Annotated in this window: 17 protein-coding genes and 1 pseudogene; 7 read left to right on the top strand and 11 right to left on the bottom strand. The window is 70.9% G+C overall.

Annotated elements, in window-relative coordinates:
* Positions 1-190 precede the first annotated feature (190 nt).
* Positions 191-361: pseudogene (locus ABZ622_RS32985) on the top strand (transposase); the annotation flags it as partial.
* A 339-nt stretch (positions 362-700) separates the two neighbouring features.
* Positions 701-1,576 (top strand): glycosyltransferase, encoded by an 876-nt coding sequence (locus ABZ622_RS32980; protein ID WP_360549533.1) that lies wholly within the window; start codon positions 701-703, stop codon positions 1,574-1,576.
* Between the two features lie 494 nt (positions 1,577-2,070).
* Here the strand turns inward: ABZ622_RS32980 and ABZ622_RS32975 are convergent, their stop codons facing one another.
* From ABZ622_RS32975 to ABZ622_RS32960, 4 genes are all read right to left on the bottom strand, one after another.
* Positions 2,071-2,481, bottom strand: a complete 411-nt coding sequence (locus ABZ622_RS32975; RefSeq protein ID WP_360549531.1) for a MazG-like family protein — start codon at positions 2,479-2,481, stop codon at positions 2,071-2,073.
* Positions 2,482-2,621: 140 nt separating this feature from the next.
* Positions 2,622-3,548 (bottom strand): PhzF family phenazine biosynthesis isomerase, encoded by a 927-nt coding sequence (locus tag ABZ622_RS32970; RefSeq protein WP_360549529.1) that lies wholly within the window; start codon positions 3,546-3,548, stop codon positions 2,622-2,624.
* A gap of 88 nt (positions 3,549-3,636) precedes the next feature.
* The gene (locus ABZ622_RS32965) at positions 3,637-4,104 is read right to left on the bottom strand and encodes a lamin tail domain-containing protein (protein WP_360549527.1); all 468 of its coding nucleotides are present in this window, start codon (positions 4,102-4,104) and stop codon (positions 3,637-3,639) included.
* Between the two features lie 203 nt (positions 4,105-4,307).
* Positions 4,308-5,081 carry an SDR family oxidoreductase gene (locus tag ABZ622_RS32960; RefSeq protein WP_360549525.1) on the bottom strand — a complete coding sequence of 258 codons (774 nt, stop codon included), beginning with the start codon at positions 5,079-5,081 and terminating at the stop codon, positions 4,308-4,310.
* A 261-nt stretch (positions 5,082-5,342) separates the two neighbouring features.
* Here ABZ622_RS32960 and ABZ622_RS32955 point away from each other — a divergent pair, with 261 nt between their 5' ends.
* Positions 5,343-6,971, top strand: a complete 1,629-nt coding sequence (locus ABZ622_RS32955) for an alkaline phosphatase D family protein (RefSeq protein ID WP_360549523.1) — start codon at positions 5,343-5,345, stop codon at positions 6,969-6,971.
* Positions 6,972-7,013: 42 nt separating this feature from the next.
* On the opposite strand, the gene ABZ622_RS32950 is transcribed toward ABZ622_RS32955, so the two are convergent.
* Positions 7,014-8,018 (bottom strand): Gfo/Idh/MocA family oxidoreductase, encoded by a 1,005-nt coding sequence (locus ABZ622_RS32950; protein ID WP_360549521.1) that lies wholly within the window; start codon positions 8,016-8,018, stop codon positions 7,014-7,016.
* 86 nt (positions 8,019-8,104) lie between these two features.
* Between ABZ622_RS32950 and ABZ622_RS32945 the strand changes: the two genes are divergently transcribed.
* A complete protein-coding gene (locus ABZ622_RS32945) occupies positions 8,105-9,427 on the top strand; it encodes a multidrug effflux MFS transporter (RefSeq protein ID WP_360549597.1) in 1,323 nt (440 codons plus the stop codon).
* Positions 9,428-9,678: 251 nt separating this feature from the next.
* On the opposite strand, the gene ABZ622_RS32940 is transcribed toward ABZ622_RS32945, so the two are convergent.
* Positions 9,679-10,989, bottom strand: coding sequence for a hypothetical protein (locus tag ABZ622_RS32940; RefSeq protein WP_360549519.1), 1,311 nt, complete (start codon positions 10,987-10,989; stop codon positions 9,679-9,681).
* Positions 10,990-11,172: 183 nt separating this feature from the next.
* On the opposite strand from ABZ622_RS32940, the gene ABZ622_RS32935 reads away from it, so the two are divergent.
* Complete coding sequence (locus ABZ622_RS32935; RefSeq protein ID WP_360549517.1) at positions 11,173-12,174, top strand: small ribosomal subunit Rsm22 family protein; 1,002 nt, start codon at positions 11,173-11,175, stop codon at positions 12,172-12,174.
* Between the two features lie 15 nt (positions 12,175-12,189).
* Here the strand turns inward: ABZ622_RS32935 and ddaH are convergent, their stop codons facing one another.
* Positions 12,190-13,005 (bottom strand): dimethylargininase, encoded by an 816-nt coding sequence (gene ddaH, locus ABZ622_RS32930; protein ID WP_360549515.1) that lies wholly within the window; start codon positions 13,003-13,005, stop codon positions 12,190-12,192.
* Between the two features lie 172 nt (positions 13,006-13,177).
* On the opposite strand from ddaH, the gene ABZ622_RS32925 reads away from it, so the two are divergent.
* Both ABZ622_RS32925 and ABZ622_RS32920 read left to right on the top strand, forming a co-directional pair.
* Positions 13,178-13,792, top strand: coding sequence for a TetR/AcrR family transcriptional regulator (locus ABZ622_RS32925; RefSeq protein WP_360549513.1), 615 nt, complete (start codon positions 13,178-13,180; stop codon positions 13,790-13,792).
* A 171-nt stretch (positions 13,793-13,963) separates the two neighbouring features.
* Complete coding sequence (locus ABZ622_RS32920; protein ID WP_360549511.1) at positions 13,964-14,710, top strand: bifunctional DNA primase/polymerase; 747 nt, start codon at positions 13,964-13,966, stop codon at positions 14,708-14,710.
* A 54-nt stretch (positions 14,711-14,764) separates the two neighbouring features.
* On the opposite strand, the gene ABZ622_RS32915 is transcribed toward ABZ622_RS32920, so the two are convergent.
* Genes ABZ622_RS32915 through efeO form a run of 4 tightly spaced genes read right to left on the bottom strand, consistent with a single transcriptional unit; the run spans position 14,765 to position 19,080 of the window.
* A complete protein-coding gene (locus ABZ622_RS32915; RefSeq protein WP_360549509.1) occupies positions 14,765-15,703 on the bottom strand; it encodes a hypothetical protein in 939 nt (312 codons plus the stop codon).
* Positions 15,636-16,619, bottom strand: coding sequence for an iron uptake transporter permease EfeU (gene efeU, locus ABZ622_RS32910; RefSeq protein ID WP_360549507.1), 984 nt, complete (start codon positions 16,617-16,619; stop codon positions 15,636-15,638). Before efeU ends, ABZ622_RS32915 begins: the two co-directional genes overlap by 68 nt.
* Before the next feature lie 29 nt (positions 16,620-16,648).
* Positions 16,649-17,923, bottom strand: a complete 1,275-nt coding sequence (gene efeB, locus ABZ622_RS32905) for an iron uptake transporter deferrochelatase/peroxidase subunit (RefSeq protein WP_360549505.1) — start codon at positions 17,921-17,923, stop codon at positions 16,649-16,651.
* Between the two features lie 20 nt (positions 17,924-17,943).
* Complete coding sequence (efeO, locus tag ABZ622_RS32900; protein ID WP_360549503.1) at positions 17,944-19,080, bottom strand: iron uptake system protein EfeO; 1,137 nt, start codon at positions 19,078-19,080, stop codon at positions 17,944-17,946.
* Positions 19,081-19,262 lie beyond the last annotated feature (182 nt).

Below are 19,262 nucleotides of genomic sequence, written 5' to 3'. Positions count from 1 at the left end.
CAGGCGCCCTCTCGCTACCTTCCGCATGACGCTTCCGAGATCTGCACTCCCCGGGAGTAGGCCAAGTCTCCAGCCGCCTCGGAGCTGCGTCCGCTTCCTCACCCGGTATCCGGCGACGACGATCGGGCCTTTACTCCAACGGTCACCACACATCCGGCTGAACCCCCGGCTCGGCCTCGTCCGCGAACCGGCGCATGTACGGGCTCGTCTGGCCTGGCGCATGCAGCTGGTCATCAAGCCCACTGCGCTGGTCATTGATGACACCGGGTTCCTCAAGGACGGGGATGCGTCGGCGTGTGTGGCCCAGCAGTACACCGGCAGCGCGGGCAAGGTCACCAACTGCCGGGCCGGGGTCTCGCTGCACCGGGCTTCCGGCTTGGCCTGGAAGAACGCGGTCTCGACTACGTGGGGGGCATCTCGACCACCGTGTTACCCGGGGACGTGCAGCCGTGCACCCCGGCCGGGGACGGATTCGGCATGAGAGCCTCACGCCCGTGGCTACTGAGACTGAGGTGGGAGAGCTGTTGCACCAGCGCGGCTGGTGGCGGCGTCACCCCGAATCCTCACCGGAGACCTCGGGCGTTCGCTTCGCGTGGCCGGTGCCATCGGCGCCGCCCCGGATACGGCATGACCTCAGAGTCGTGGGACTACGGGACAGCCCTTAGCATCGGCACTCTGCCGACCACTGGAGTTTGTTGCTATGTCGTTGCCGCGTATCGGAGTTGTCATCGTGACCATGGGAACCCGCCCACGGGAGCTGGAGGCTCTACTCGCTTCGGTGGAGAAGCAGGATGTCCCTGCGGCACGGGTGGTTCTGGTGGGCAATGCAACACCCCTCACCGAGGTCACGACGGATGCGACCAAGATCCCGTTGGAAGAGAATCTGGGCTGCCCTGGTGGTCGCAACGTCGGGCTTGAGATGTTGCGCGATTCGGACGACGTCGACGTCGTCATCGAACTGGACGACGATGGCCTGCTCATCACCGACGACGTCTTCCGTAAGGTCCAGCAACTGTTCGCAGAAGACTCGAAGCTGGGAATCATCGGATTCAGGGTTGCTGACGAGCACGGGCACACCGAGCGACGCTGGGTGCCCCGGCTACGGGCCGACGATCCGATGCGCCGCGGTCTCGTGACCGCCTTCCTCGGCGGTGGACATGCCTTCTCGATGCCCATGCTCCGGCAGACCGGCTTGTGGGCGGGGGAGTTCTTCTTCGGGCACGAAGAGTCCGATCTGGCATGGCGTGCGCTCGATGAGGGATGGAAGATCCTGTACGAACCCGATCTCGTCCTTCAACACCCGAAGACCTCGCCCGCCCGGCACGCGGTCTACTACCGGTTCACCGCCCGCAACCGGGTCTGGCTGGCCCGCCGTCGGCTTCCAGTCCTCTTGATTCCGGTCTACCTCGGTGTGTGGATCCTGCTCACCACGGCTCGGACCCGGTCCCTGATGGGCCTGAAGGCGTGGTGGGGCGGATTCTTCGAGGGCGTACGGACGTCGTGCGGCCCGCGTAAGCCGATGAAGTGGCACACAGTATGGCGCATGACCCGGTTGGGGCGCCCGCCGATCCTCTGAAGCTCATCGCCCAGACCTCAGCCGTCCGTGGAGGATCGCGAGCTGTTCGTGAGACGGGCCGAGTGCGTTCCCGTCCGCAGGGGGCTGGGAGTGGTTGTTGTCCCGGGCGGCGGCGCCGGTTCGTCAGTGTGTGGTGATCCGCAGCCAGTGTGCGGAGCTGCTGTTTGAGGGTGGTGCTCTCGGTGGTCAGCCGCTGGACTGCATCTACGGGGAGGCCGAGCTCGGGGTCTCGGATGCGGGCCATGAGTTCACCGATGTGCCGACGCCGGGCCTGAATCTTTGCCGCCGACTGACTCAGTCCCTCCTCGACGTTCAGCGCGCGTTCGCGCCAGGACGCGGCCACCGCTTGGGTGGCCACCTGCCTGCTGTGCGCCTGACGGCCCTCGGAGTGAGCCGCAGCCTCGGTGACCAGCTGCCGGGCGATGCGTGGTTCGGACACGGTCGGCACTCATGCCCCGGGATCCTTCGTCGGGGCATGGTGCCGGGGCCTGCCGCTACGGGCCGGGCGGGGTCCGCGGGCGTGCCGCGACGCGTCGCACATGCCCGGCGAAGACGGTCGCCGCGTCGGGGGTCAGGGTGCGCAGGGCCACCATCGCGGTCACGATGACGTCGCAGAGTTCGGCCTCCACGTCCTGCCAGGAGTGGGTGGCACCCTTGCGCGGGTTCTGGCCGGTGGCCCCGATGACGGCCTGGGCGACCTCACCCACCTCCTCCGACAGCTTCAGCATCCGCAGCAGCAGATCCTGCTCGGGCGGGATGCCGGTCTCCGCGTCGAGCCAGTCGTGCAGCTCGTCGATGGTCGTCCAGGCGTCGTGATCCCGGTCGGGGCGCGGGGCCGGGCGGTCGGCCGGACGGTCCGAGGGGCCGGGGCCCGGTCCGGGGCCGTGAGTGCTGTGCTGGTCCATGGCGCCAGACTGCCAGCCTGCCGCACGCCGCACGCCGCACGCCGCACGCCGCACGCCGCACGCCGCACGCCGCACGCCGCACGCCGCACGCCGCACGCCGCACGCCGCACGTCGGGCGGCGGGCGGCGGCGTACGGTCCGTCAGTCCCCGATACGGGCCCCCGTACCGCTCACCCGCACCCGGGCGTCGTCCGCCCGCAGCTCGACCGTGAGCGTGCCGGGGCGGCCCATGTCCTCGCCCTGGTGGAGGGTGAGGACGGCGGTGCCGGGGACGAGGGACCGGTCGCGCAGATAGGCGCCGAAGGCGGCCGCGGCCGCGCCCGTGGCGGGGTCCTCGACGACGCCGCCGACCGGGAACGGGTCGCGGACGTGGAAGACGTCCGGCGCCTGCCGCCACACCAGTTGCAGGGTCGTCAGATTCAGCCGGTGCATCAGCGCCTCCAGGCGCGCGAAGTCGTAGGAGAGGTCGGCGAGGCGTTCCCGGGTCGCGGCGGCCAGCACCAGGTGGCGGGCGCCGGCGAAGGCGATCCGGGGCGGCAGCGCCGGGTCGAGGTCGGCGGCAGGCCAGTCCAGGGCGGCGAGCGCCTCGGCCAGGTCGTCGGGGGCGATGTCCAGGACGTCCGGTTCGACGCTGGTGAGCGTGGCACGCAGCTCGGCGCCCTCCCGGGTGACGGTGACCGGGACCGTGCCCGCGGGCGTACGGAACACCAGATCGCCGGGACCGTCGCGTTCGGCCAGCGCGAGGGCCGTCGCCACGGTGGCGTGGCCGCAGAAGGGGACCTCGGCCTTCGGGCTGAAGTAGCGGATGGTGTACTCCCGGGCGGCCGGGGTCCTGCCACCGTCCTGAGCCCCCGTACCGCCCGTACCGTCCTGCGCCTCCGCACCGCCCGGTTCGCTCCGCCCGGTCAGGAACGCCGACTCGCTGTAGCCCAGCTCCGCCGCGACGGCGAGCATGGCGGCGTCGTCGAGCCCGGAGGCGTCGAGGACGACTCCGGCCGGGTTGCCGCCCTCGGGGTCGGCGGAGAACGCGGTGTAGCGAAGGACCTCGGTACCTGAATGCCGGCTCATGCCGCACGTCAACCCCGTCGCGGCCCGGCTCATTCCCGTTCCGCTACGGCCGGCCGTAGCGGAACGGGAATGAGCCGCGGGCACCGGCTCAGTGACAGTTCTTGGTGCCCTTGCTCGACTTCGTCCAGGAGCAGGAGTCCTGGAGCTTGCCGTTCGGCTTGATCAGCCGGGCCTTGTCACCGGTGTTGTTCCAGACGTACGAACCGCGGTTCCAGTACACGTTGCCCGACGCGTTCTTGCCCCGGCCGGTGTGGACCTTGACGGTCTTGCCCGCGGCGATGGTGTAGCTGCCGAAGGTGTACGTGTAGCCGGTGTTGTCCTTGAGCTTGTAGCCCTTGAGCTGGAGCTTCGACTTGCCGTTGTTGTGGACGTCCACCCACTCGGCGTTGAGGGACGTGTTGCTGCGGTTGTCCTTGCCGGGGCTGTCGTACTGGATCTTCCCGAGGTGCAGCCCGCCCTGGTGCGAGGCGGCCGAGGCGGGGGCCGCGACGAGCAGCGAGCCGGCCAGGGCGGTGGCGGCGGCCAGGGCGAGGGGAGCCGCGGTGCGTATGCGCATGCTGTGTTCCTTATGTGGAGTTCTGGTGAAGGAGTGTCAGCATAAGGGCAGCACGCGGCGCCCCGGTACGCGGGTGTTCATTCCGCCCGGAGTCCGGTCGATCGGTGGCAACCGCCCCCGACGGGCAGCGCGTTGGGGGCGGTCTCTCCAGTTGTGTCTCTCCGGTCGTGTTTCCCCGGTCGCGTCCCGCCGGCCGCGCCCCGTCAGCCGCGTCCCACGTACGGCATCGCCGTCGCCATTACCGTCGCGAACTGCATGTTCGCCTCCAGGGGCAGCTCCGCCATGTGGAGTACCGTCCGCGCCACGTCCGCCGCCGCCATCACCGGCTCGACCACGAGTTCGCCGTTGGCCTGGAGGATCCCGGTCCGCATCTGCTCGGTCATGTCCGTGGCCGCGTTGCCGATGTCGATCTGCCCGCAGGCGATCCGGTACGGGCGCCCGTCCAGTGACAGCGACTTCGTCAGCCCCGTCATGGCGTGCTTGGTCGTGGTGTAGGCGACCGAGTGCGGGCGCGGCGCATGGGCCGAGATCGAGCCGTTGTTGATGATCCGGCCGCCCTGCGGGTCCTGTTCCTTCATCAGCCGGTACGCCGCCTGCGCACACAGGAACGCACCCGTCACGTTCACGTCCACCACCGCTCGCCAGTCCGCCACCGAGAGGTCCTCCAGGGGGACGGAACGGGGGCCGAACGTACCCGCGTTGTTGAAGAGCAGATCGAGGCGGCCGAAGCACTCCCGTACCGAGGAGAAGAGCGCGGTCACGTCCTCGGGGCGGGACACATCGGCGGGGACGGTGATCACCCGGGCGTTCTCCCCGGCCAGCGCGGCCGTCTCGGCGAGCGGCCCGGGCCGTCGCCCCGCGAGCGCCACCGACCAGCCGGCACCGGTCAGGGCGAGCGCCACCGCGCGGCCGATGCCGGAACCCGCGCCCGTCACGACCGCGGTCTTCGGAGCGGAATTCAACACTTTGTTGCTCATGGGGCCGCAGCGTACGCCCTGCCGCCCCGGCGACGGGTGAGGCCACAGGGGGCAAGGCGGCGCGTACGACAGCGCGTTCGCGGCCCGCCCGGCCCGGCGAAGATGATCATTGGCCCGTCACGGATGCGGGCTTTGTCCCTGTGAACCCATTGCTGCCGCATTCCTCATCCGCCCGACGCCCGAGCGACGCGAACACGACAGCCGCCCGATGTGCGGGGCCGGTGAACTGCCGTAGTACATCACCAGCCAGGGGAGGGACAGATGACACACTCATCGCACCAGCAGGAGATGCGCGACGCGGCCAGGCAGGTCGGCCGCCGCCGTTTCCTCACCGTCACCGGAGCCGCAGCCGCGCTCGCCTTCTCGGTCAACCTGCCCGCAGCGGGCACCGCGAGCGCCGCCGAGCTGGACGCGGAGAAGATCGGCGACGACCCGTTCACCCTCGGTGTCGCCTCCGGCGACCCGCTTCCCGACTCGGTCCTGCTGTGGACGAGACTCGCGCCGCGCCCGTACGAGCCCGGCAGCGGGCTGCCCAGGAAACGGGTGCAGGTGCGCTGGGAACTCGCCCGCGACGAGCGCTTCTCCCGCATCGTGCGGCGCGGATCGACCACCGCCCACCCGGAGTTCGACCACAGCGTCCACGTCGAGGTCGAGGGCCTCGACGCCGACCGCGTCTTCTACTACCGCTTCCGCACCGGAACGTGGACCAGCCCCGTCGGCCGGACCCGCACCGCGCCCGCCCGCGGCGCCCGCAACAGCTCGCTGAGCCTGGCCGCCGTCTCCTGCCAGGCGTACCACGACGGCTACTTCACCGCGTACGGGCATCTCGCCCAGGAGGACGTCGACGTCGTCTTCCATCTCGGCGACTACCTCTACGAGTACGCCGTCAACGCCACCGGCGGCGCCCGCAACTACACCGACCGCAGGCTTCCCGCCCACTACAACCGGGAGACGGTCACGCTGGAGGACTACCGGCTGCGGTACGGCCTCTACAAGTCCGACCCCGATCTGCGCGCCGCCCACGCCGCGCACCCCTTCGTCGTCACCTGGGACGACCACGAGACCGAGAACAACTACGCGGGCGAGACCCCCGAGAACGACGTCCCGCCGGAGGAGTTCCTGCTGCGCCGCGCCGCCGCGTACCGCGCGTACTGGGAGAACCAGCCGCTGCGCGCCCCGCAGCGGCCCACCGGCCCCGACATGAGGCTCTACCGGCGCCTGCAGTTCGGCCGGCTCGCCCAGTTCGACATCCTCGACACCCGCCAGTACCGCAGCGACCAGGCGTACGGCGACGGCTGGCAGACGCCCGGACCGGAGTCCCAGGACCCGTCGCGCACCATGACCGGCGCCGCCCAGGAGCGCTGGCTGATCGACGGCTGGCACGCCTCGCGGGCCACCTGGAACGTCGTACCGCAGCAGGTCACCTTCGCCCAGCGGCGCGACGTCCCCACCGACGCCTTCAAGCTGTCCATGGACGCCTGGGACGGCTACCCCGCCTCCCGGGGCCGCATCCTGAAGGGAGCCGAGGCCGCCGGGGTCGACAACCTGATGGTGCTGACCGGCGATGTGCACGTCGGCTACGGCTTCGACCTGAAGAAGGACTTCGACGACCCGGCGTCCCGCACCGTCGGCACGGAGATCGTCGCCACCTCCGTCACCAGCGGCAAGGACGGCTCGGACAAGCCCGGCAGCTGGAACAACCAGATGCAGGCCAACCCGCACATGAAGTTCTTCAACGGCCGCCGCGGATACGCCGTCGTCACACTGGGCCGGGAGCAGGCGCGCGCCGACTACCGGACGGTGTCCGCCGTCACCACCCCCGGCGCGCCCCTCGCGACGGCCGCGTCGTTCGTCACCGAGGTGGGCAACCAGGGCCTCACGCCCGCGTAGGGCCCCGGTCGCGGTGCTCTCCGGCCCCGGCCCCCGCCCCGGTCAGCCGAGGTCGTCCGCCGCGTAGCGGACGCCGATGCGGTCACGTACCGCGTCGAGCGTCCGCATCACGGCCAGCGAACCGTCCAGCGGCACCAGCGGCGACTCCGTCTCGCCCGCCCGCAGCGCCCGCACCACCTCGGCCTGCTCGAACTGCATCCTGCGCAGCCCCGAGCCCGCGGCCCCGGCGGTGAACTCCTCGGGCTCGTGTCCCGGCCGGTGCAGCACGAACCGCTCCGGGTAGAAGAAGCCGCGCGGGAACTCGATCCGGCCCTTCGTGCCCGTGACCGCGCCGGTCTGCGGGGTGTCCGCCACGATCGAGCAGTTCAGCAGCGCCGAGGCGCCCGCCTCCGACCAGCCCAGCAGCATCGCGGTGTGCACATCGACGCCCTCGGGGGAGAGCACCGCGTCGGCCTGCACCCGGTCCGGTTCGCCCAGCAGCAGATGCGCGAACGACACCGGATAGACCCCGAGGTCCAGCAGCGCGCCGCCGCCCAGCGCGCGGTCGCGCAGCCGGTGCCCGGGACCGAACGGGCCCGCGAGCCCGAAGTCGGCCTGCACGGTGCGGACATCACCGATGGCGCCGTCCCGCACCAGCTCCGTCATGCGCCGGATCACCGGGTTGCAGTACGTCCACATGGCCTCCATCAGGAAGAGTCCCCGGTCCCGGGCCAGCTTCACCAGCCGGTCCGCCTCCCGGGCGTTCAGCGTGAACGCCTTCTCGCACAGCACGTGCTTCCCGGCCTCCAGGCAGAGCGAGGCCGCCTCCAGGTGGGCCGAGTGCGGCGTCGCGACGTACACCACGTCGACCTCGTCGTCGGCGGCGAGCGCGGCCCAGCTGCCGTACGCCCGAGGTATCCCGAACCGCTCGGCGAACGCCCGCGCCGAGGCGTCCGTCCGAGATGCGACGGCCACCACTTCCGTGTCCGGCATCGACCGGAGATCCTCGGTGAACGTCGTGGCGATACCGCCGGTCGCCAGCACACCCCATCGCACAGTGCCGCTCATGCCTGTCATGCCTGCTCCCCAAGAGGTCTCGACCAGTCCGGCTGAGCTGAGAGCATAGATGCGGATTCAACGACATGGAGATGGAAATGCCGGAGAGCGGCGCAAGCCGGGCCCAGCAGGAACGCACAGACATACCGACCGCCGGAACCCGGGCCGCGGAGCCCGGGACCACCGGCACACCACCCGGGAAACCAGCCGCTGCCGAAGCGGCCCGGCGCACCGGACTTCTCGTCACCCTCGTCCTCGGCGGCCTCACCGCTCTGCCGCCGCTCTCCATGGACATGTACCTCCCCGCGCTGCCCGCGGTCACCGAGTCCCTGCACTCCCCGGCCGCGACCATCCAGCTCACCCTCACCGCCTGCCTCACCGGCATGGCGCTCGGGCAGGTCGTCGTCGGGCCGATGAGCGACCGGTGGGGCAGGCGCAGGCCGCTGCTCGTGGGCATGATGATCTACGTGGTCGCCACCGCGCTCTGCGTCTTCGCGCCCACCACCGGACTCCTCATCGGCTTCCGCCTGCTCCAGGGCCTGGCCGGTGCGGCGGGCATCGTCATCGCCCGTGCGGTGGTGCGCGACATGTACGACGGCGTGGAGATGGCCAGGTTCTTCTCCACCCTGATGCTCATCTCCGGCGTCGCACCGATCGTCGCCCCGCTGATCGGCGGCCAGGTGCTGCGGTTCACCGACTGGCGGGGCATCTTCGCCGTCCTGACCGTCGTCGGCCTGGCGCTCACCCTCGTCGTCTGGAAGTGGCTGCACGAGACGCTGCCGCCGCAGGACCGGCACACCGGCGGGGTCGGCGACGCGCTGCGCACCATGCGCGGACTGCTCGCCGACCGGGTCTTCACCGGTTACATGATCGCGGGCAGCCTCGCCTTCGCCACCCTCTTCTCGTACGTGAGCGCATCGCCGTTCGTCATGCAGGAGATCTACGGTGCCTCGCCGCAGACGTTCAGCCTGCTCTTCGGCATCAACTCGGTCGGCCTGATCATCGTCGGCCAGATCAACGGCAAGGTGCTGGTCGGCCGGATCAGCCTGGACAAGGCGCTCGCCTTCGGCCTCTCGGTCATCGTGCTGGCCGCGGCCGCGCTGCTGCTGATGACCTCCGGGGTCTTCGGGAAGGTGGGCCTGGTCCCGGTCGCGGCCGGGCTGTTCGTGCTGATGTCGGCGATGGGCCTGGCGATGCCGAACACGAACGCCCAGGCCCTGATGCGTACGAAGCACGCGGCCGGATCCGCCTCCGCGCTGCTCGGCACCTCGTCCTTCCTGATCGGCGCCATCGCCTCGCCCCTCGTCGGGATCGCCGGCGAGGACACGGCCGTCCCGATGGCCGTCGTCCAGCTGGTCTGCGCGCTGGGCGCGATGGCCTGCTTCCTGGGGCTGTGCAGGCCCTGGCGGCGGACGTCGTGACACGGGCCGCGCGGACCCGGGCTCCATGACGGGAGGGGCGGCGGGGCCCGGGTCCGCGCGGCCTCCGGCCGGAGGAGAACGGGCTTCGGGGGCGCGATGAAGGCGTCGGTCCAGATTCCCATGTCCCACTTGTAACAGCGGGGTTCGAACCGGGGCGAACGAGATTCCGCCCCGGTCCTCCACTCGGTCTTCCGCCCCGGTCTTCCGCCCCGGTCTTCCGCCCCGGACCTCCGCCCCGGTCCTCCGCGACGCTACGAAGACCTCGGGTACCCGATCAGATGCGGGCGGTCCTTCTCGTCGGTCCAGCGGAACAGGCCGACGCCGTCCGCGGTCTCCATGCCCGGGACGCGCACGTTCGAGGGCAGGGCGCCCGTCGAGCCGCTGCGGACGGCGACCGCGACGGGGGCGCCGCCGCCGGCCAGGACATCGGCCGCGTTGCGCGCGCTCGCCGCGCCGTACGCGGTGCCCTCGTCGTTCACCGAGGCCAGGGTCAGCGGCTTCGTGCCGTCCGCGCCCTCGAAGCAGAAGCCCCGCTTCGTGGCCAGGTCGAACGCGAGCGGTCCGGCCACCAGGTAGGAACCCGAGGGAGCGGAGACGAGCTGCGGGTACTGGCCCGGCTTTATCGCGGGCTTGCTGCACTCCACCGAGGCCAGCGGCTTTCCGGTCTCCACGTCGTGCACCACCCACATGTCGTGGGTGGTGGCGCGCTTCGCCTTCTTGTCCAGCTGCCACTTCGCCAGGATCAGGCCCGGGACCACCGACGTCGGGATCCCGCTGTACTTGTCCGTGCCCTTGGGCGCGACATTGCGGCTGAACCAGCCGCCCTGCACCCAGAATTCCTTGGACCCGCTGACCAGCAGGCCCTTCTGCGCCAGCCCGCGCACCTCGGTGAGCTGCTTGCAGGTCTTGCAGCCCTTCGGGTACTTGAGCGCGGAGGCCGAGACGTCGGTCACCCGGCCGGTCACCGGGTCGACCACCGCGGCGTTCGTCCGGCCGTCGCTGATCAGAATGCCGGGGCCGGTGGTGGAGACCGTCGGGACCGAGTTCCACGGCACCTCGACGCGCCGCCGGGAGCCGTCCTCCACGTCGTAGACGTCCAGCGACACGATGGTGTCGGCGGGGGTCAGCGCGTTCTCGCCGACCTTCCCGTACGCCCACGTCACGAAGTACTCGTGGTCGTCGACGGTGACCGAAAGGAGCCTCGGGAACTGGTGCGGCGACGGGGGCCGCCAGCTCTCGCCGTGCCAGCCGGCCTGCCCCGTCTTGTTGTCGATGGTCCTGAGCCGGTATTTGGTCTCCGACTCGCGCACCAGATAGGCGAGGCGTCCCGTGGTCCGGGAGATCGCGTAGTCGGGCGAGGTCCCGATGAGCTCCCAGCCGCGCTCGGGCGCGTAAGCGGACGGAACGGTGAGCTGTGTCACCTCGGCCGGGCTCTTCTTCTTGGCCTGCTTCTCCGGCTTGTCCGTGCTCTTCTCACCGCTGCCGCAGGTGGCGAGCAGAAGAAGCATGGCCAGCACGAGCACTCCGCCGACCAGAACCAGGCGCACGATCTTCTGTCTCATGGTTCCCCTCGATGGGTAATCCCGACCCAGGGCCTCGTTCGGATCCGGCCCGATCCGAACGGAAGACCCCGGCGGCGGTCAGCGTAGCAACTTGGGTGGGCATCGCGGCAGTTCGGATTCCGTGCAGTTCCGCGCGGATACCGGGGCGGAGACTGGTCCGTCGGCTTTGCCTACAATTTGTCGGTGAACGCCACCCTCCCCACCGCGGAAGTCCTGCGCGCGGCACTCGCCGGACTGCTCGACGGGCTGCCGCCCAAGCAGGCCGCCCAGGCCGTCGAACGGCTCATCGCCAACTACCGCGGGACCACCCCGACCGACGCCCCGGTGCTCCGCGACCGCTCCGATGTCGCCGCGTACGCCGCGTACCGGATGCCCGCCACCTTCGAAGCGGTACGGTCCGCACTCGCCGCGCTCCGGGAGGCCGCCCCCGACTGGACGCCCGCCACCCACACCGACGTCGGCGGCGGCACCGGAGCGGCGAGCTGGGCCGTGGCAGGGGCCTGGGAGGCGGAGGGGCCGCGCACAGAGGTGCTGGACTGGGCCGAGCCCGCGCTCGCCCTCGGCCGCGAACTGGCCGGACTCTCCGGCATCCCCGCGCTGCGCGCCGCCGAGTGGCGCCGGGCCCGGATCGGCGCCGGCCTCGAACTCGCCCCCACGGACCTGGTCACCGTCTCCTACGTACTCAAGGAACTGACCGCGGACGCCCGGACCGCCCTCGTCGACAGCGCGGCGGCCGCCGCGCAGGCGGTCGTGATCGTCGAACCCGGCACCCCCGACGGCTACGCCCGGATCATCGAGGCCCGCGACCGGCTGATCGCCGCCGGGCTGACGGTCGCTGCGCCCTGCCCGCACAGCGACGCCTGCCCGATCGAGCCGGGCACCGACTGGTGCCACTTCTCGGCCCGGGTCAGCCGCTCCTCGCTGCACCGGCGGGTCAAGGGCGGCTCGCTGCCCTACGAGGACGAGAAGTTCAGCTATGTGGCGGCGACCCGCTTCGGGACACAGCCCGTGCCGGCGCGGGTCACCCGCAAGCCGCAGATCCGCAAGGGGCAGGTGCTGCTGGACCTGTGCACCCGCGACGAGGCCCTGCGGCGCGCCACGGTCACCAAGCGGCACGGCGGGCTGTACCGGGCTGCCCGGGACGTCGCGTGGGGCGACGAGTGGCCGCCCGGCGAGAACACCTGAGGGCCACCCGCCGGGTCACCCCCGCAGCTCCTGCGTGCAGCACTTCACGCTGCCGCCGCCCTTGAGCAGCTCGCCCAGGTCCATCGGCACCGGCTCGAAGCCCCGCGCCCGCAGCGGATCGAAGAGCCCCGTCGCGGCCTGCGGCAGCAGCACGTGGAGACCGTCGCTCACCGCGTTCAGCCCGAGCGCCGCGGCGTCCGCCTCCTCGGCGATCAGCGCGTCCGGGAAGAGCCGCGCCAGCACCGACCGGCTGCCCGGCGAGAACGCGCCCGGGTAGTACATGATCTCGTCGCCCGCGTCGTCGAGCACGGACAGCGCCGTGTCCAGGTGGTAGTAGCGCGGGTCGACCAGATCGAGCCCGATCACCGGGCGCCCGAAGAACTCCTGCGCCTCGCCGTGCGAGAGCGGACTGGACCGGAAGCCCCGCCCGGCCAGCACGTACGACGAGGTGACCGCGAAGTCGCCCTCGCCCTCGTTGACGTGGTCCGGCTCATGGATCTCGGTGAAGCCGCCGGCCCGGAACCACTCGCGGTGGGCCCCCGCCTCCTCGTACCGCTCCCGGTACGCGAAGCGGGCGCCCAGCACCCGGCCGTCGATGACCGTGGCGCCGTTGGCGGCGAACACCATGTCGGGCAGCTCGGGACGGGGGGTGAGCAGCTCCACGGTGTGCCCGAGGGCGCGGTACCGGTCGCGCAGGTCCTCCCACTGGGTCTGGGCCAGGGGGAGGTCCACGGGCTTGCTGGGGTCCATCCAGGGGTTGATGGAGTACGTCACCCTGAAATGCGCGGGGGCGCACATCAGGTAGCGGCGGGGTGTGGCTTCACGAGGCAACGAGGGCTCCTCACGAAAGGCAGGGGTTGCCTGCCGAGGGGGACATCGCACGGGTGCGTGCGTGAGCCCATGGTCCGCTCTCCGGGGCCCGGTGCGCAGTGATCCGATCGGGTGGTTCCGTCGGGCCGGGAGACGATACGTACCGGCTCGTCCCGCTGTTAGATTGGCCGCCATGGTAGAGAACCGGGTGCCCGACGCCAGCCGCCGCAGTGAGCGCTCGCGCCGCGCGATCCATGACGCGGCGCTCGGCCTGGTCGCCGAGGTGGGCTATCCGCGGACCACCATCGAGGCCATCGCCGCGCGGGCCGGTGTCGGGAAGCAGACGATCTACCGCTGGTGGCCCTCCAAGGCGGCCGTCCTCCTGGAGGCGTTCGTGGCCCTCGGCGAGCGGACCGCCGCGCAGAGCGGCGCGGACGGGGCGCGGGGGATCCCGGACACCGGCGATCTCGCCGCCGACCTCAAGACCGTGCTGCGGGCCACCGTCGACGAGCTGAACGACCCCGCCTTCGAGGCGCCGACCAGGGCGCTCGCCGCCGCCGGGATCGTCGACCCGCAGGTCGGCGCCGCATTCGTCCAGAAGCTGCTCGACCCCGGGCTCCAGCTGTACATCGCCCGGCTGCGGGCCGCCCAGCAGGCGGGCCAGGTGCGCGCCGGCGCCGACCCGCGGATCGCCGTGGAGCTCCTCGTGGGCCCGCTCACCCATCGCTGGCTGCTGCGCACCCTCCCGCTCACCCGCGAGTACGCGGACGCCGTCGTCGACCACGTGGTGCGCGGGCTGGCGCCCTGAGGTGCGATGCGCGGTCCGGGTTCCCCGAGACGCACCCGTCATTTCACGACAAGAACTGGCATAGCGCCCAGCTCGCGGCGGCGCCGTCCGTACCCCGCTTCCGGAGTCCGGCCACCCGAGGCGCAGGATGGTGGGACCATGGGCAGGGGCAACGCTGAGGTAAGGGGATAGATGGGCGCCGATTTCGGCCGTTATCGCGGCTCAGAGAGCAAGTTTTCCCAATGGCTTCGCCGCCGACCCAAACCGCAGCAGAGCGAGGTCGACGACACCGCCCGGGAGGCGCTGCTCCTGGCCGTCGCCGAGGCCGGAATGCCGATCGCGCCGGCCGCCCATCCCATCGGGTACCGATGTTCGTGCGAACGCATCGGCTGTCCCACCCCCGCCCGGCACCCGGTCTCCTTCGCCTGGCAGACGCAGTCCACCACCGACCGGGCACAGATCGAGCGCTGGGCCCGCAGCCAGCCGCAGGCCAACTTCATCACCGCGACCGGCATGATCCACGACGTGCTCGACGTGCCGCTGAGCGCGGGCAGCCAGGCGTTGGAGCGGCTCCTCGCCGCCGGCATCGACGTCGGCCCGGTCGCCCGCTCCGGCGACGACCGGATGCTCTTCTTCACCGCCACCCGCGGTACGCCCGAGGACGAGGACGAGTGGTGGCCGTGCGAGCTCGACTGCCACCCCGAGACCATGGACGAACATCCGGGGCTGCGGTGGCACTGCCGGGGCAGCTATGTGCTCCTGCCGCCGGCCCTGCTCCCCGGTGAGCTGGACGTGCGCTGGGTGCGTGGGCCGGAGAATCCGCTGCCCGATCCGCTGACCCTGCTGGAGACACTGACCGACGCCTGCGCGCAGTACGCGGACGAGGCGGACCAGAGCGATCTCGACCATGACTCGGTGGCCTGGCCACTGAGCCGTTAGCAGATCCTCCGGCGGATCACGGCCGGGGCCGGCCGAGCGGCGGCCCCGGTTCCGTCAGGAGCCCTTCGCCGCCGTCAGGCCCGGCAGCCTGTTCAGCAGGACGACCTTGCCGCCGTCCTTCGCCGACCCCTTCTTCGGCACGTACACCAACTGGCTGGAGACCCGCTCCTTGGTGAGGGTGGACTGCACCTCACCGGTCAGCAGCGCCTCCGCGTCGGCGTTGAGCGGCGGGCGCAGCCCCTTCGCCGCGGTCTGCCGCTCGAAGTGCTTGCTGCTGAAGAAGACCAGCGCCCCGCCGTCGTCCGTCTCCAGCCCGAGCGGGCCGAACGAACCGCTGTCCAGCGGCCGGTCGATGTACTGGTACGAGAAACCCGCCCGCCGGGTGGTCCGGCGCGTCTCCCGCCAGCCCGAGGTGGCGGAGCCGGGGGCGAAGACGTCCGGGGCGCCCTTCTGCAGATACTGCGTGTACTGGGTGCTCAGGTCCTTCGGCGCCACGGCCAGACCGGCACCGTCCGCGGTCACCGGACGGGCCCGGCCGTCGCCGTCCTTCGCGAGGGCGGGCAGCCGGGAGGGGGCGACGACCGAGAGGTAGGCGGCCTTCCACCCGGCGCCGGGACCGGACTTGACGAAGACGACCAGCCAGCGGCTGTCCAGCTTCCCGCCGTCCTGGTCGCGGTTGGAGTCGGTGTCCGCGAGGAACCACCGCGGCCAGCCGGCCTTCTTCGGGATGACGTAGGTGGCGTCGGTCAGCTCCAGCGGCGAGTGGTCCGGGTTGCCGTCCGGATGGTTCTTCTGCCGCGCCTTCAGCCCGGCCTGGTTGATCGCGCCGAGCGGCCCGGTGACCCGGTCCGCGTCCAGGGCCGGGTCGTACGCCTTGTCCGCCGCGTTGTACGCGGAGATGAAGGCCTTCAGGGCCCGCGCGGCCTCAGACCTGGTTGCCGCCGGTACCACTTCCAGCTCGCCGTGCACCGTCACGCAACCGCTCGCCGTCATCGACAGCACCGTCGCCGTCGCGAGCCCCGTCGCCAGCCGAATCGGCCTCAGACTTCTCATCCGTTGCTTTCCGCGCCTTCTGATCCGTCGCCCCTCCCGAGAGGGCCCCTGACCGTCCGAACCCTACCGGGGCGAGGAACAGCGCGAGGGTGGGGACCAGATACAGCGCCCACACCGTGATCTGGAGAACGGTCGGGTCGGGCTGGAAGTTGAACGTCCCCTTCAGCAGTGTGCCGTACCAGCTGTCCGGCGGGATCGTGGCGCTGATGTCGAACGCCTGGTTGTGGAGACCGCCGATGAACTCCGCCTCCTGGAGGTCGTGCACGCCGTACGCGAGGACGCCCGCGGCGACGATCACCAGCATTCCGCCGGTCCAGGTGAAGAACTTCGACAGGTTGATCCTCAGCGCACCCCGGTAGAACAGCCAGCCCAGCACGACGGCGGCCGCGATCCCGAGGAGCGCGCCGATCATCGGGTGCCAGCCGTCGTCCGCGGCGTGCACCGCACGCCACACGAACAGCGAGGTCTCCAGACCCTCCCGGCCCACCGCGAGGAGCGCCGTGGCGACCAGCGCCCCGGTGCCCATCGCGAGCGCCGAGTCCAGCTTGCCGTGCAGCTCCGCCTTCAGGTGCCGCGCGGTACGCCGCATCCAGAAGACCATCCAGGTGACCAGGCCGACGGAGACGATCGACAGCGAACCGCCCAGCGCCTCCTGGGCCTTGAACGTCATCTCCTGCGAACCGAATTCGAGCCCGGCGCCGAACGCCAGGCTGACGACGACCGCTGCCCCGACACCGATCCAGATCGGCACCAGCTTGTTCCTGTTGCCGGTCTTCACCAGATAGGCGATGAGGATGCAGACGACCAGGCTGGCCTCCAGGCCCTCGCGCAGGCCGATCAAAAAGTTGCTGAACACGTTCCGGTGCTCCTTTCTGTTCCGACCCGTTACGAGAACAGCGCCCGGCCCCACCAGTCGTCCTTGTCGCGGACGCCCGGCGGGACGGCGAAGTGCGCCGAACCCACGTGCTGGATGTACTCGTTGAGTGCGTCGTGCGCCGCCAGGCGCCGTTGCAGCGGAATGAATGCCTTGCGCACATCGCGCTGGTAGGCGATGAAGAACAGCCCGGCGTCGAGCCGGCCGAGGCCGTCCGTGCCGTCGGTGAAGGAGTAGCCGCGGCGCAGGATCGTCGCGCCGCCGTTGCTGTCCGGGTGGGCGAGCCGTACGTGCGCGGTGGGCAGCATCGCCTTCAGGAACGGTTCGTCGCGCTCCTTGGACTTGCCGACCGGGGCGCCCTCGCCCTTGTCGCGGCCGAAGACGTCCTCCTGCTCCTGGAGCGGGGCGCGGTCCCAGGTCTCGATGTGCATCCGGATGCGGCGGGCGACCAGGTACGAACCCCCGGTCATCCAGCCCGCGTCGTCCTTCCCGCCGGCCCAGACGTGCTTGTCCAGGGCGGCGGCGTCGGTACCGGAGATGTTCCGGGTGCCGTCCTTGAAGCCCATCATGTTGCGCGGGGTCTGGGCGTCCGGCGTCGTCGAGGACGTCTTGCCGAAGCCGAGCTGGGACCAGCGGATCGCGGTGCGGCCCATGCCGATCCTGGCGAGGTTGCGGATGGCGTGCACCGCGACCTGCGGGTCGTCCGCACACGCCTGGACACAGAGGTCGCCGCCACTGCGCGCCGCGTCGAGGTTGTCACCGGGGAACTTCGGCAGGTCGACGAGCGCCTCGGGGCGCCTGCCCTCCAGGCCGAACCGGCCCTTGGCGAAGAGCGAGGGGCCGAAGCCGATGGTGAGGGTGAGCCGGGACGGCTTGAGCCCCAGCGCCTCGCCGGTGTCGTCCGGCGGGGCCTCGGCGAGACCGCCGTACGCCCCGTCGCCGACCTCGTGACCGGCCGTCATCCGCTCCGCCGCCCGCGTCCACTCCTTGAGCAGCGCGATCAGCTCGGCCCGGTCCTTCGTCGTCACGTCGAACGCGGCGAAGTGCAGCCGGTCCTGCACGGCGGTGGCGATGCCCGCCTGGTGCGCACCGTGGAACGGCACGGCCGCACCGCTGTCCGCGGCCGGTACCGCGTCGCTGCCGGTGCCCACCGCGGCGACCGCGCCACCGGCCGCGACGGCGCCGAGCGCGAGCCCCGCACCGCCCCAGCCGAGCAGTGCCCGGCGGGACGGTGCGGCGCCGGAGGTCTCCTCCGGGGACTGCGTGGCCTGTTTCTGGTCGGACATGACCGGAGCCTTCCCGCTCGTTACTTCGTCACCGCGGCGGCGAGCCGGGACAGCGGCTCGGCCAGCGCGTTGACCGCGTCCGACAGCTCCTTGCGGTCCGCCTTGCCGACCTTCTCGTACGAGGTGAACTCGTAGGAGCCCTTGTCCTCGCGGTACTTGTCCAGCAGCGTGTTGAGCTCCGTGAAGCGCTTGTCCAGCGTGGTGGCCAGCGCCGCGTCGTTCTTCGAGGCGATCGGCTTCAGCAGCTCGTAGGACTTCTCGGCGCCCTCGACATTGGCCTTGAAGTCGATCAGGTCGGTGTGGCTGTAGCGCTCCTCCTCACCGGTGACCTTGCCGGTGGCGACCTCGTCGAGGAGCTCCTTGGCGCCGTTGGCCATCGAGGTCGGGGTGATGTCCGCCGTGCCGACCCGCTTCTGCCAGTCGAGCAGGTCCTTGTAGAGGGCCGGCGCGAGGGCCTTCTCCTCGGCGCCCAGCTTCTTGTCCTGCCACAGCGCCTTCTCCAGACGGTGCCAGCCGGTCCACTTCTGGCCGTCCTCCAGGCCGTCCTCGCGGATGTCGACCTTCGGGTCGATGTCGCCGAAGGACTCGGCGACCGGCTCGGTGCGCTCCCAGCCGAGCCGGGAGTCGGCGTAGATCTTTTTGGCGGCCTCGACGTCACCGGCGGCGACGGCGTCCGTGAACTTCTTGGCCTTCGGCAGCGTCTCGTCGGCCTGGGCCTGGACGTAGGTGCGGTACTCCGCGACGGCCTTGTCCATCTCGGGGCTGCGCTTGGCCGCCTTGCCGCCGGTGACCTCCAGCTTCTGCCGGATGCCGTGGCCCTTCATGCCGGGCTTGCAGGCGATCTCGTACGAACCGGCCTTGATCTCGGCAGTGATATTGGCCTTGGTGCCGGGGCCGATGTTCTCGCGCTCGGCGACGATGCGGTCGTCCGGGAACAGGACGTAGACCTCGGTGACCTTGGATCCCTTGTTCTGCACGGCCAGTTCGATGTGACCGGCCGGAACCTTCTTCTTCGACACCTCGCAGGAGTCGTCCTTCGCGACGACCTGGAGGGCGCCGTCGCCCTTGCCGTCGCTCTTCTGTGCGCAGCCCGTGACGGCGGTCAGGGCGGCCACCGTGGCGGCAGCGGTGACGACGGAGAAACGAACGGCTCGCATACGGGCTCCACAAAGGATGAAGGAGAAGCGGGAGAAGATCGGGACAAAGGCTGGTGAGGCGGACCTAACTTAACCGAGGCTTACCTGAGCGACACCCACCCGTGCAGTGATTCAGCTCTCATCCCGCAGGCGTGGGAACATACTGATCACGGGTGTCCCACGGACGCCCCACGGAAAGGTCA

The sequence above is a fragment of the Streptomyces sp. NPDC007164 genome, from assembly GCF_040634135.1.
In the GTDB taxonomy this organism is placed as follows: domain Bacteria; phylum Actinomycetota; class Actinomycetes; order Streptomycetales; family Streptomycetaceae; genus Streptomyces; species Streptomyces sanglieri.
The sequence above is the reverse complement of the archived record's forward strand: the minus strand, read 5'-3'. Positions and strand labels throughout refer to the sequence as shown.